We start from the raw sequence: 13633 nt of genomic DNA on the forward strand, positions 1-13633 counted from the left end.
ACATTTTAGTTAATAATTTAAATCTTATTTAACTCTTTTATTATTATTTTTTTCGTCCCTTAGCTGACATGAGTTTCTAATGGGTATGGTTTTTGTTTTTCATACACTAATTCACTAAATTTACAATACTAATTATATATTATGGATGATAATTTTTCACCAAGAGTAAAAGATGTTATTACCTACAGTAAAGAAGAAGCCTTAAGATTGGGTCACGACTTTATTGGTACTGAACATTTGATGCTAGGCATTTTAAGGGATGGAAACGGAAAAGCCATTCATATATTAAATAACCTAGCAGTCGATTTAGAGCATTTACGTAGGAAGGTCGAAATACTGAGCCCTGCCAATCTTAGTGCCGAAGTCAATGTAGAGAAAAAAAACCTGCACCTCACACGTCAAGCTGAGAGAGCGCTAAAGACTACATTTCTAGAAGCCAAAGTATTCCAGAGTTCATCTATTAGTACGGCACACTTGCTTTTATGCATCTTACGAAACGAAAACGATCCAACAACCAAGCTATTGAATAAGCTAAAAATAGATTATGATATAGCTAAAGAACAATACTTAAATATGACTCCAAGCGAAGAAGAATTTTTAGAAAACTTGCCAAGAAACGAATCATATAATGATGATTCAGGACAAGATGACAGTCTTAAAGAAGGAAGTTTTAATAATCCAGCCAATAAGTCCAACAAAAAATCAAAAACACCTGTTCTAGATAATTTTGGGAGAGATTTAACAGAAATGGCAGAGGAAGGAAAACTAGATCCTGTTGTAGGGCGTGAGAAAGAAATTGAACGCGTTTCGCAAATTTTAAGCCGTAGAAAAAAGAACAACCCTTTATTAATCGGTGAACCTGGAGTAGGAAAATCTGCTATTGCCGAAGGACTAGCCTTGCGTATTGTTCAGAAAAAAGTATCCCGTATCTTATTTCACAAACGTGTAGTTACCCTAGACTTAGCAAGCCTTGTAGCAGGAACCAAATATCGTGGTCAGTTTGAAGAACGAATGAAAGCTGTAATGAACGAGTTAGAGAAAAATGATGATATCATCCTTTTTATCGACGAAATTCATACTATCGTTGGTGCTGGAGGTGCAACTGGATCTCTAGACGCTTCGAATATGTTTAAACCTGCCTTATCAAGAGGAGAAATCCAATGTATTGGAGCAACTACTCTTGATGAATACAGACAATATATAGAGAAAGACGGTGCTTTAGAAAGACGTTTCCAGAAAGTAATTGTAGAACCAACTTCTGTTGCAGAAACAATTGAAATCTTAAACAACATCAAAGACAAATACGAAGATCACCACAACGTAACATATACTCCAGAAGCAATCGAAGCTTGTGTTAAATTAACAAACCGATACATGTCGGAGCGTTTCTTACCAGACAAAGCTATTGATGCTCTTGACGAGGCTGGATCTCGTGTGCATATTACTAATATTGATGTTCCTAAACAAATCCTTGATTTAGAACGTCAACTAGAAGAAGTACGTGAACTGAAAAACGTAGTTGTTAAAAAACAAAAATACGAGGAAGCTGCTAAACTTCGCGATGACGAAAAACGCATCGAAAAAGAACTAGCTATAGCTCAGGAACAATGGGAAGAAGACTCTAAAAATAATAGAATTCTTGTAACCGAAGATAATGTTGCCGATGTAGTATCTATGATGACAGGAATTCCTGTAAACAGAATTGCACAAACAGAAAGTAACAAATTAGCCAAACTTCCTGAATTAATTCAAGACAAAGTAATTGGTCAAAACGAAGCTGTTTTAAAAATTGCTCGTTCTATACAACGTAACAGAGCTGGTCTTAAAGACCCAAACAGACCTATTGGATCATTCATTTTCTTAGGACAAACTGGTGTTGGTAAAACACAACTAGCAAAAGTTCTGGCAAAAGAATTATTCGATTCTGAAGATGCTTTAGTACGTATTGACATGAGCGAATACATGGAGAAATTTGCTATTTCTCGTTTAGTTGGAGCGCCTCCGGGATACGTTGGTTACGAAGAAGGTGGGCAATTAACCGAAAAAGTTCGTAGAAAACCGTATTGTGTGGTACTTTTAGATGAGATTGAAAAAGCACATCCAGATGTATTTAACATGATGCTTCAAGTTCTAGACGATGGTTATTTAACCGATAGTTTAGGTCGTAAAATTGACTTTAAAAACACTATAATTATCATGACTTCTAATGTTGGAGCAAGACAATTAAAAGATTTTGGTCAAGGAGTAGGATTTGGAACTGCTGCAAAAATTGCTCAAGCCGATGATAATTCTAAAAGTATTATCGAAAATGCATTGAAAAAAACATTTGCACCAGAATTCTTGAACAGAATTGATGATGTTATTGTATTCAATAGCTTAGAGAAAAGCGATATCGATTTGATTATCGAAATTGAACTTAAAAAACTATACTTACGTGTAGAAGAGTTAGGTTACAAATTAAATCTTACTGATAAAGCCAAAGCTTTCATCGCAGATAAAGGTTTTGATAAGCAATTTGGAGCAAGACCATTAAAAAGAGCGATTCAGAAATACGTTGAAGATATATTAGCAGAAGAAATAATTACTTCTAAAATTACTTCAGGCGATGAAATCTTAATTGATTTAAATGAAGAATCACAAGAACTTACTGTTGATGTTCATAAAGCAGAAGAACCAACAAATCAATAATATAATTTATTTTTTATAACAAATCATAAACCCGTTACGTTTTTTATAACATAACGGGTTTATTCTTTATATGAAATCGGTCAATTATTAAAAACAAATATTTACTTTTGATTAAGTAAAACAAATCAAATTATGCTTCAAAATAAAGTCATCTTAGGTAGCGAAGAATGGTGCTCATTTCCTGAATTGGGAATCCCTACAATTAAAGCACGTGTAGATTCGGGTGCAAAAACCTCGGCGATGCATGCCATTAACATAGCTCCTTTTATAAAAAATGATGCAAATTGGGTTAAATTTGATATTAATCCGATACAAAACAACACAAAAACAATAATACATTGCGAAGCTCCGCTAGTAGACAAAAGGGTTGTAAAAAGCTCTAGCGGTTTTAGAGAGCAACGCTATGTTATACAAACCAGTTTAAAAATTGGTGATACCAAATGGCCTATAGAAATGACTTTGACCAATCGAGATTCAATGGGTTTCAGGATGCTTTTAGGCCGAGAAGCAATGAGCGGTAGAGTACTTGTTGATCCTGAGGAAAAATATCTTTTAGGGCAACCTTCATCTGACACACTAAAAGAATTATATCAAAATTCTGAAAAAGCAAGTTCCGGTTTACGAATTGGTCTTTTGGCTAGTAACCCTGAATTATACAGCAACAAAAGAATCATGGAAGCTGGCGAAATGCGAGGTCATGACATGCAGTTTTTGAACATCAAAGAATGCTACATGAAACTCGATGCCAAAACACCCGAAATTCATTATCGTGGTGGAAAAATTCTAAATGAATTTGATGCTATTATCCCGCGTATTCGCCCAAGCATAACTTTTTACGGCTGTGCATTAACACGCCAGTTTGAAGCCATGAAGGTTTTTTGCTTAAACTCTGCTTCAGCAATAACCCAATCACGCGATAAACTATATTCTTTACAATTATTATTGCATAGCGGAATTGATATTCCGACAACCGGTTTTGCTAATTCTCCTTTAGATACCGACGATTTGATAAAAATGGTTGGAGGCTCTCCTTTAATCGTAAAACTATTAGAAGGAACTCAAGGAAAAGGTGTTGTATTAGCTGAAACAAAAAAGGCTGCAGAAAGTGTTATAAATGCCTTTAAAAGCCTAAATGCTAATATTCTGGTACAAGAGTTCATTAAAGAAGCAAACGGTAAAGATATACGCTGTTTTGTAATCGACGGAAAAGTAGTTGCAGCTATTCAGCGTGAAGCCATGCCTGGTGAATTTAGAGCAAATATTCACTTAGGCGGAACCGCATCGATATTAAAAATAACTAGCGAAGAAAAAAGAATCGCCATAAAAGCTGCCAAAGCAATGGATTTAAAAGTTGCTGGTGTAGATATTATACGTTCATCAAAAGGGCCTTTATTACTAGAAGTAAACTCTTCTCCTGGTTTAGAAGGAATTGAAGGAGCTACTAATAAAGATGTTGCCAGTGAAATGATAAAAGCTATCGAAAAGAATTTTAAACTTAGATAATTTTTTAGTAAACAGTTGCAGTTTACAGTCTCAGTTACTGCAACTGAATACTGTTACTAAACACTGTTACTAAAAAACCGAATACTAAAAAAATGAATCCATATCTCGATATTGTCATCCGCAGTGCTTCGGTTTACTTTTTTATGGTAATCGCATTACGTGTTTTTGGAAAAAAGGAATTATCTCAGCTCAATACTGCCGATGTAATCCTGATATTATTAATTAGTAATGCTGTCCAGAACGCAATGGTTGGTAGCGACACAAGCCTTTTAGGAGGAATTGCCGCAGCAGCCGTATTATTTATCATTAATTATATTCTAAAAAAACTTACCTACAAATACAAAGGACTACATAATCTTTTGCTAGAAAAACCTGAAGTTCTCATTCATAATGGACATATCGATTTTAAATCGCTAAGTAAATTAAATATATCTTCGGATGAAATTGAAGAAGCTATGCGGGAACATGGCGTAGAACATTATAAAGAGGTAAAATTAGCCATGCTAGAAATAGATGGTACAATAAGTATTATCTCAAAAAGTACAAATCATTTAAAGCAAACAATATACAAGCGAAAACACAATCACAAAAACTTTCAGAAGTAGTTAAAAGTAAGTCGAAAGTTTAAAAGTCATAAAGTCAAAAGGATCAACATCAGTCAAAACAACTAAAACCAAGTAGCTCAAACACAAAAATATTATGCCGGCAATTTTAATAGAAGTTAGAAAAGACTATAACGAAGAAGAAGGTACTAGAATTATCGATGCAGTTCATTCTGCAATGGTAACAGCTTTCCAGATCCCACCTGAAGATAAAACCGTCAGACTTTTAGTTCATCCGCCACATAGATTTGCAGTTTCACCAACTAAAACTCAACCTGAATTATACACTTTAATAAGTGTTGATGCATTTTCGGGACGTTCTATTGATGCGAAAAGAAAACTATTCAGTGAAATAACTAAAAACTTATCTGAATTAGGCATCCCTAAAGACCATGTTTTAATTGTTGTTAGAGACAGTCAGAAAGAAAGTTGGGGTGTTCAGGGAGGACAATCAGCATATGATGTTGATCTAGGATTTAAAGTTGAAGTTTAAAATAGAAATAATCATTTAAATACCTACAAGGTCAAAAAAGACTTTGCAGGAAAGCATAAATCATAAAAAAGAGGATAATTTCAATGAAATTATCCTCTTTTTTTATAGAATTAAAATTACTTTAAGCGTCTAGAACCAAATCTTTAATTGTAGTATTGGATAGTCCTAGCGGTTTAAGTCTGTGGTTTAGATTTACCAAAATATAATCTTGCTCTACAGGAAATCTTTCTGCGATACTTTTATAATGCTTTAAAAGCTTCTTGTCTTCTACCCCATTTAAAGCTTGCAAAGCCGTGTGAATAACCCTATTTGATCTATCATTTAAACCTACAATAAAAGCATCAATATAATTATTTTTATTACTTAATTGACCAAGCATATAATATGTAGTAACTTTTATACTCTCATTATCACTTTCAGTAAAAGGAACTATAAGATAGCTATAATCGATATTCATTTCTTTTAATAAATACGCACAAAAACTAAAAGTTTCGTCGTCATTTATCATTTCTATATTCGCCTCGATTACTCCTAGCCAATCTGAACTTTTGTCTTTTGCATACCAAAATACAAATTGAAAAACATGCAATAAACTCACATCGGCAAAATCAACTAAATAAGGATATGCACGTTCATAATCAAATTTTGCGAGTATCTGAAGTAACTCTTTTTGAATTTCGCCATTACTTATTTTATATTCTTCTTCGATTATATCTAATGTCTCAGCATCTAGCTTTTGCTTGATTAAAATCCCTGTCAAACAATCGCTCTTCACCTCATCATCATTAGTCAAAAAGTACATTTTTAGAATATCTTGTAAAGAACCTCCTATTTTGTACCCAAACCATCCTACATTATCCTGCATTAAATCACCCGAAATTACTTCATCAAGCCATCTTTCATACCAATCTAAAAAATTCAATTCGAAAGTAAATTGAGGATTATATCTTTCACTATTAATATTTACAACTCTTCCTTTAAATTCTCCATTTAAAACAATTGCATGATAACAAGAACAACCTTGCTCACCAACAGGCAATATTCCGCCATATATCTTACCTAATTCCTTTTCATAATCGTCATCTGAAATGGTATCTTCTTCTGTTTTTTCGATTAAATCGTCCCAATACTCATCTGACATTTTAGGATACAGGATACAATCTCCTTTTAAATACTCCTTAGTATTTTCATAGATTAAGTCATTTACATTCTTTCCTAGTGGATATATTCCGTAAAAAGGGCCTGCAGCCGAAGAAGAGAATGATTCTCCCCCATTACCAATATTCATTAAAAACGCTTTATAACAATTAGGAAGCTCTACACTGTATTCGTTTTCAAACTTTAATATATCTTCTGCATTTACAACTTCTCCTAAGATATACTTATGACTTGAAGCGCCAAATACTTTTAAGTCTTTATCTATCTGTTTAGCTTCAACTAACTTACTTTTAATCCTTTCTATTTGTTCACCTATGAACTTACTATTCGATTCTTCCATTTTAATCTTTATTCCTTCGTTCAATTTTTAGAATAGAATAAATGTACTCTATTTTAGTTTTTGCACAAATTATTTCAACAAACAAAAAAGCTACAAGATTTTTTACTCCTGTAGCTTTCATTTAATAAATTTAAATTTAATTATTCATAAACCGCATCGCGATTGTAAACCAGTATTTTCGAAACATTCTCAGCAATTTCCTTACCCAATATTTCTTCAATTACATATAATGTTCCGTCTAAACCCGAAGTGATTCCTGCAGTGGTGAGTACTTCATCATCTAAGACATATCGTACATTTTCAACAATCTCAATACTTTCATGCATCTTTAAATACTGCATTGCTCCAAAATGAGTAGTTGCTTTTTTATTATCCAATATTCCAGTTGCAGCAAGAATCACGGAGCCTGTACAAACTGAGAATATCAATGCAGCCGCCTTATGTTGACTTTTAATCCATTCGGCAATCTCAATATTACTATCCCCAATCTGCTTTGCTAAAGATGGTTCTGCTCCGGGAATCACTATAATGTCTGCCTGTGGAGCATTAGAAAAATTATAAGTAGCTTTGATTTGAAGGATATTACCTTCAGAATACACCAAATTTTCATTTGGGGAAACACTATAGAGCTCAAATCTGTTACCAAAAAAATTAGCTTTGGCAAATACATCTATAGGACCATTCAGATCAAGTGCTTCAACTTGATCAAATACTAGAAACGCGACTTTTATTGTTTTTTTTTCGTTGAATTGTGGAAATTTTTTTGATTCCATTTTAAATGATTTTAATTTTAATTATTATTCTATATTTTTAACGCTACGGTTTTATAATAGCAGATTAAAGTCTGATTTCTGAAACTGTATGCGATAAACAGCGGGAGAAATCTGATAATGTTTCATAAATACTCCTCTCATAGTATCTATTGATACAAATCCTACCAGATGTGCTATATTTTTTAGTTCATGATCTGTTTCTTCTAAATATTTTTTCGCTGTTTCTAATCGTACTTTTTCTACGTATTTAGCAGGAGTAATTCCTGTTTCGGCAGTAAAGACTCTATTAAAATTACGCAGACTCATAGCTGCTTTTTCAGCCATATTTTGAACAGTTATCGGCTTATGTAAATTTTCTAATATCCAGAAATGAAGTTTTTTAATAATCATACTATCTACCACAGGCTGTAAGAGAAAGTTACTATACTGACTCTGATTACCATGTCTTTGTAAATACATAACTAATATTTTTGCTATAGAAAGACTTATTTCCTTTCCACAATCTTCTTCAATTAAAGCCAAACACAAATCAATACCAGTTGATGCACCCGCAGCTGTATATATTGAATTTTGTTGTATATAAATAGGTTTCGATTCTACCTGAATTAGGGGATACTTCTTTTTTAGTAAGTCGCAATACATCCAGTGTGTAGTTGCATGTTTACCATTCAACAATCCTGATCCTGCTAATAAAAATGCTCCAATACAAACGGAACAAACACGACGGATTTTGTATGCATTTTTCTGTAACCATTCTTGAAAAATCAGATAATCCTGTGGTGGAGTTTTAAAGGAAAATCCACTAATAATAAGGGTATCAATTGGCTCAACAATGTCAACAACTTTCTTATCACAACTAAAGTTTAAACCATTAAAATTACCTAAATATAATTCGTCCATAGGTGATGCAATTACAACATCATAATTAAAAGATTTAATTTGCTTATCCTGTTCTTCAATCAGATGTTTTGCAAGGCGAAATGCATCCATAGGACCTGCAAGATCCAGAATAAGCATATCAGGTATTGCAACAATAACTATCAGTTTTTTTTCCATAATTCAAAGGTATAAACTTCATATTTGGCGTAAATGCCAATTTTACCTTAATTTATGCCATCCTTGCAATTAACACGAATGAAAACTTCTAAAAAAACTAGTTTTTAAAAAACAAGTCAATAACCATTAAATTGTCTTTTATATTATTAAAGCTTCAGAAAGATTAATCTTTTTAAATCAACATCTTAAATAATAGAAAATAAAATTTAGGCAGTAAAAAACATGCAACAAACAAAAAAAGCTAGTCTCAATAAAGAAACTAGCTTTTTTTTATAGGTTTAAAATGCAATTTTGAATCTCACATTTCACAAATACTTTTTTTCTATTATATAAAAATACTAAGTATATAATACACTATCGCAGCTAAAAGTGCCGAAACAGGAATCGTTAATACCCAAGCCCATAATAAACTTACTGTTACACCCCAACGAACGGCAGATACACGTTTTGTTAATCCAACCCCGATGATTGATCCTGTAATAGTATGTGTTGTACTTACTGGTACTTTAAAATGCTCTGTAAAGTATAATGTTAATGCTCCTGCAGTTTCTGCAGCTACACCTTCAAATGAAGTTACTTTAGTGATTTTAGAACCCATTGTTTTTACAATTTTCCAACCACCACTTAATGTTCCTGCTGCAATTGCAGAGTAACAAGCTAAAGGAATCCAAGATGGCATCTTGAATGCTCCATCATCTGACGGAAGTACCACATCTAACCAAGCATCCATATGTACACCTGGATTTGTATGAATATAAACCGCAACTGCTGCTGCAATAATACCCATTACTTTTTGAGAATCGTTACCACCGTGACCTAAACTAAAAGCAGCCGAAGATAGTAATTGCATTTTTTTCAGTGCTCCATCTGCCTGATGAAGATTTAAACTACTAAATATCAAAGCAAATGCTGAAATTGAATAGATAATAAATCCTACCAAAAACCATTTTATATTATGTGCCTCTAATACAACGCTCCAAAATTCTGAAGACGCAAAACGAGGTTTTCCTCCATCCTTTATGATTGTTTCATAAGGAATCATTTGGTAATAGATAAAAACAGCTGTAAAAATCATTAAAGCAATCGTGAATAACTTTGGTAAAATACTTTTTTTAGAAGAGTTCAATAACCAAATAGAAATTAAATAAGAAGCCAATGCTCCTAACAACGGTGCTAAAACGATAAAAGCAACTATGACGAGAACTCCCGAGGGCATCCCTCCGTCTTTTCCTGCTTTGTACCAGCTTACAATTTGATACCAATATTGTGTAGTACCATCTTCTCCTACATAACCAGAGAAACCATGTACAGCGATTGCATGAGCAATTGCAGCACCAGCAAAACCTCCAATTAAGGTATGAGATGAACTTGAAGGAATTCCTAACCACCAAGTTAATAAGTTCCAACAAATAGCAGCGATAACCCCTGCCAAAATCACAACTAGATTGATTTCCATAGTGTTTGCCGTTTTAGCAACAGTATCTGCTACACCAAAACCGAAAACCCAATAAGCCAAAAAGTTAAAAAATGCTGCCCAAAGAACGGCTTGAAAAGGCGTTAATACCTTTGTAGCAACAACTGTAGCTATAGCATTTGCCGCATCATGAAAACCATTGATGTAATCAAAGATTAAAGCTAATACTATAATAATTATAAGTAGCGTCATAAAATTATAACTTCAGAATTGAAATAAATTGAATTTAAGAATGTTTTACAGAAATAGATTCTAGTATGTTTGCAACACTCTTACATTTATCTGTTGCAGATTCTAAAACAGATAACACTTCTTTATATTTAATAATATTTTTAGCGTCTGTTTCGTTTTCAAAAATTTCAAAAACTGCTTTGTTATAAACATTATCCGACTTGTTTTCCAGTTTATTAATTCTGGCACACGCATCTTTAATGACTTTGAAATTCTTTAAATTTCTCAATTCTTTTACTGCACTATCAATATTCTGACATGCTTCAAGATTGATTTCAGTCATTTTTCTGATAGATTTTGTAATCTTATCAACCTGATACAACTTCATTCTGCTTGCAGCACCATGTAAATAATCGGCTACGTTATCAATAGAAGTAATCAAAGTATGAATATCTTCTCTATCAAATGGAGTAATGAAGTTTCTGCTTAATTCTAGATTTGTCTGACGAGTAATATCCTCGCCTTTTTGTTCCAATTCATCAATCTTTTGAAAAAGTACTTCTCTTTCTTTCAAAGGAAGGTTTACTGCTTCGTGTAAGTTAGAAGCTAACTCAATTAAATTGCTTGATGCTTCTTCAAAAAGTGGAAAGAATTTCTTGTCTTTCGGCACTAAAAATTGGAAAATACTGTTTATTGACATTTTTATATTTTTAATACTGCAAAATTACTTCATTATTCTTTCGCTATGTTAAGCCATTGTTAACAAATCATTTTCAATTTGGAAACTATTCAAAAATGAAATTGTCTTTTCGATATCATAATGTAGGATTCTATCCTCAGTAACCAACGGTACAACTTCGCGATAGCTGCTTAAAAACATCTCGATAAAGTCGCTTGATTTCAACGGTTTTCTATAAGCAATTGCTTGCGAAGCATTTAATAATTCGATAGCAAGAATGCGCTCTAAATTATCCATAACACGCAATGCTTTGGTAGCTCCATTTGCTCCCATGCTCACGTGATCCTCTTGTCCGTTGCTAGAAACTATACTATCTACACTAGATGGTGTTGCTAATTGCTTGTTCTGACTAGCAATACTTGCTGCTGTATATTGCGGAATCATTAATCCTGAATTTAATCCTGGATTATCTACCAAAAATGCAGGAAGATTACGTAATCCCGAAATTAATTGATACGTTCTTCTTTCAGAAATACTTCCTAATTCAGCCAAAGCAATTGCCATAAAATCTAAGGCTAAAGCCAAAGGTTGCCCGTGGAAATTTCCTCCAGAAATAATCTCATCGCTTTCTACAAATATGTTAGGATTATCAGTAACCGAATTTATCTCTGTTTTAAAAACCTTTCTCACATAATCAATCGCATCTTTTGAAGCTCCATGAACTTGCGGAATACAACGGAACGAATATGGATCCTGAACATGCGTTTTTACCTGAGATATGATTTCGCTTCCTTCTAAAAATTCTTTGATACGTTGTGCGGTAACAATTTGTCCTTTATGAGGGCGAATAAAATGAATCAATTCATGAAACGGTTCGATTCTTCCGTCGAAACCTTCCAAAGAAATTGTTCCAATTAAATCGGCTAAATAAGAGAACTTATAAGCTTTCATTAAAATATGAGCTCCGTAAGCACTCATAAACTGCGTACCGTTTAATAATGCTAATCCCTCTTTAGATTTTAATACTATTGGCTCCCAGTTAAAGTGTTTTAAAACTTCACTTGAGTGTACTTTCTTCCCTTCAAAATATACTTCACCTTCACCTAACAACGGCAATGATAAATGTGCTAATGGAGCTAAATCTCCAGATGCTCCAAGTGATCCTTGCGTATAAACAACTGGTAAAATATCATTGTTGTAGAAAGAAACTAAACGTTCTAATGTTTGTAATTGTATAGCCGAATGTCCGTAGCTTAATGATTGTATCTTAAGCAATAACATTAATTTTACAATTTCTTGTGGCACCTCCTCGCCTGTTCCACAAGCATGAGATTTCACAAGGTTTTCTTGAAGTTTAGATAAATTTTCATTAGATATCTTCACATTACAAAGTGATCCAAATCCTGTATTGATACCATAAATAGGTTCAGAATGTGAAGCCATTTTTTTATCTAAATAATCTCTGCATTTTTGAACATTGATTTTAGCTTCATCAGATAGTTCTAATGTTTTTTGCTCTACGATTATCTCTTGTAATTGCTCTAAATTCAGTAACTCAGTACTGATATAATGAATGTTGCTCATTTTATATTGTATTTGAATGTCAAAATTCAGCAAATCAATATTAAAAAGCAATGTTTATTGAGGATTATTTAATCTTAATAGCAAATAAAAATTAGAGGACTGAGTCTAAATAACAAAAGCAACTCTAAATAGGTTGCTTTTGTTATAATTTTAAGTAATTGAAAACTTCTTAAATTAATAATAAGTAATAACTGTTTTTTCAGTTAGTACTGGTGCTGAAAGTGTCATAATGTATTTCATTTTTGTTAAAACATAACCATTTTCATTATAAGTATATTCAGTTTTATATGATCTGGTAGTGACTACCCTCCCATCATTGGTTCCAATAATTGATGAGCTAATTTGATTATTAACTCCTCCCCCTTCTGTAATAAGGTTATTAAATCCTAGAATGTTTTTTGAATAAGAATTCTTTGTATCAAAAATAGAATTACATGTTTCAACATAATTAGTAGAACCATATTTCAAAGCTGAATAAGTATATTTTACTGTATTTCCTTTTTCATAAGCATAAACCCAAGTACCCCAACCAGATAAGTCGCTCGTCTCAGTAATTGTACCATCCTCATTATGTGCAAAATTCACTGTATAATCGATACTTCCATCTGATTTTGTACTTATCATAGCTATTTCTTTATTCCCTTCATTATATACATATTCAGTAGAAGGTGTAGCAGCTTTATAGTTATTTACTTTAGTAATTAAATTTCCATTATAAGTGTACATAATCGTTCTAATTCCTTCAGTTACTGTTTGATCACTTAATTTTATCATAGTACTTTTAATCGTTATACTAACTAATTTAGTAATATTAGAAGTATCATAAGTAAATGTATATTCCGTTTTTGTATTATCTACATTACTAATTGATTCTACAGTTCTTGTTTTAGGAAGTTCTAATATTACTTTTTCAGAAACTACTCCTTTTACACTTTCCATACCTCCTGAATTAGCAGTAACAGTATATGTAAAAGAACCAGTAGATGTAAGTACATCTTTAAATTTTGCTTCTGTAAGTGGGGCGGCATTAATTTTTACAGGATTATCGTTTCTGTAAACATTGTACGTAATACCAGTACCTCCCACAACAGACCAGCTTACATCTACTCCAC

The 13633-nt window shown here is 32.8% G+C and carries 11 protein-coding genes; 4 read left to right on the forward strand and 7 right to left on the reverse strand.

From position 1 onward, the window contains the following. Positions 1–141 precede the first annotated feature (141 nt). The 4 genes from OA93_RS16660 to OA93_RS16675 all read left to right on the forward strand — a co-directional run bounded on the left by OA93_RS16660 (position 142) and on the right by OA93_RS16675 (position 5286). Positions 142–2688, forward strand: a complete 2547-nt coding sequence (locus OA93_RS16660) for an ATP-dependent Clp protease ATP-binding subunit (RefSeq protein WP_039114606.1) — start codon at positions 142–144, stop codon at positions 2686–2688. 132 nt (positions 2689–2820) lie between these two features. After that, entirely contained in the window at positions 2821–4191 is a 1371-nt protein-coding gene (gene rimK / locus OA93_RS16665; protein WP_039114607.1) for a 30S ribosomal protein S6--L-glutamate ligase, read from the forward strand. Between the two features lie 92 nt (positions 4192–4283). After that, the gene (locus OA93_RS16670; RefSeq protein WP_039114609.1) at positions 4284–4796 is read left to right on the forward strand and encodes a YetF domain-containing protein; all 513 of its coding nucleotides are present in this window, start codon (positions 4284–4286) and stop codon (positions 4794–4796) included. A gap of 94 nt (positions 4797–4890) precedes the next feature. Beyond that, a complete protein-coding gene (locus OA93_RS16675) occupies positions 4891–5286 on the forward strand; it encodes a tautomerase family protein (protein WP_039114611.1) in 396 nt (131 codons plus the stop codon). A gap of 121 nt (positions 5287–5407) precedes the next feature. On the opposite strand, the gene OA93_RS16680 is transcribed toward OA93_RS16675, so the two are convergent. The 7 genes from OA93_RS16680 to OA93_RS25135 all read right to left on the reverse strand — a co-directional run. Beyond that, positions 5408–6808, reverse strand: a complete 1401-nt coding sequence (locus tag OA93_RS16680) for an SMI1/KNR4 family protein (RefSeq protein WP_240474744.1) — start codon at positions 6806–6808, stop codon at positions 5408–5410. A 116-nt stretch (positions 6809–6924) separates the two neighbouring features. After that, complete coding sequence (locus tag OA93_RS16685) at positions 6925–7557, reverse strand: DJ-1/PfpI family protein (protein ID WP_039114613.1); 633 nt, start codon at positions 7555–7557, stop codon at positions 6925–6927. Positions 7558–7608: 51 nt separating this feature from the next. Further along, a complete protein-coding gene (locus tag OA93_RS16690) occupies positions 7609–8613 on the reverse strand; it encodes a helix-turn-helix domain-containing protein (protein WP_039114614.1) in 1005 nt (334 codons plus the stop codon). Positions 8614–8938: 325 nt separating this feature from the next. Further along, positions 8939–10279: an inorganic phosphate transporter gene (locus tag OA93_RS16695; RefSeq protein WP_039114616.1), complete on the reverse strand. Its 1341-nt coding sequence runs from the start codon at positions 10277–10279 to the stop codon at positions 8939–8941. 34 nt (positions 10280–10313) lie between these two features. Beyond that, a complete protein-coding gene (locus tag OA93_RS16700; protein ID WP_035627329.1) occupies positions 10314–10958 on the reverse strand; it encodes a DUF47 family protein in 645 nt (214 codons plus the stop codon). A gap of 48 nt (positions 10959–11006) precedes the next feature. Continuing rightward, the gene (gene hutH, locus OA93_RS16705) at positions 11007–12521 is read right to left on the reverse strand and encodes a histidine ammonia-lyase (protein WP_039114620.1); all 1515 of its coding nucleotides are present in this window, start codon (positions 12519–12521) and stop codon (positions 11007–11009) included. Between the two features lie 174 nt (positions 12522–12695). Next, on the reverse strand, positions 12696–13633 hold a 938-nt coding region (locus tag OA93_RS25135), incomplete at its 5' end, for a hypothetical protein (RefSeq protein ID WP_039114622.1).

Source organism: Flavobacterium sp. KMS (assembly GCF_000813005.1).
GTDB lineage: Bacteria > Bacteroidota > Bacteroidia > Flavobacteriales > Flavobacteriaceae > Flavobacterium.

Excerpts from the sequence above, each read along its gene's own strand:
- OA93_RS16690 (WP_039114614.1), bottom strand. The coding sequence starts at position 8,613 with ATGGAAAAAAAACTGATAGTTATTGTTGCAATACCTGATATGCTTATT.
- OA93_RS16700 (WP_035627329.1), bottom strand. The coding sequence starts at position 10,958 with ATGTCAATAAACAGTATTTTCCAATTTTTAGTGCCGAAAGACAAGAAA.
- OA93_RS16670 (WP_039114609.1), top strand. The coding sequence starts at position 4,284 with ATGAATCCATATCTCGATATTGTCATCCGCAGTGCTTCGGTTTACTTT.
- OA93_RS16695 (WP_039114616.1), bottom strand. The coding sequence starts at position 10,279 with ATGACGCTACTTATAATTATTATAGTATTAGCTTTAATCTTTGATTAC.
- OA93_RS16675 (WP_039114611.1), top strand. The coding sequence starts at position 4,891 with ATGCCGGCAATTTTAATAGAAGTTAGAAAAGACTATAACGAAGAAGAA.
- hutH (WP_039114620.1), bottom strand. The coding sequence starts at position 12,521 with ATGAGCAACATTCATTATATCAGTACTGAGTTACTGAATTTAGAGCAA.
- OA93_RS16685 (WP_039114613.1), bottom strand. The coding sequence starts at position 7,557 with ATGGAATCAAAAAAATTTCCACAATTCAACGAAAAAAAAACAATAAAA.
- OA93_RS16660 (WP_039114606.1), top strand. The coding sequence starts at position 142 with ATGGATGATAATTTTTCACCAAGAGTAAAAGATGTTATTACCTACAGT.
- rimK (WP_039114607.1), top strand. The coding sequence starts at position 2,821 with ATGCTTCAAAATAAAGTCATCTTAGGTAGCGAAGAATGGTGCTCATTT.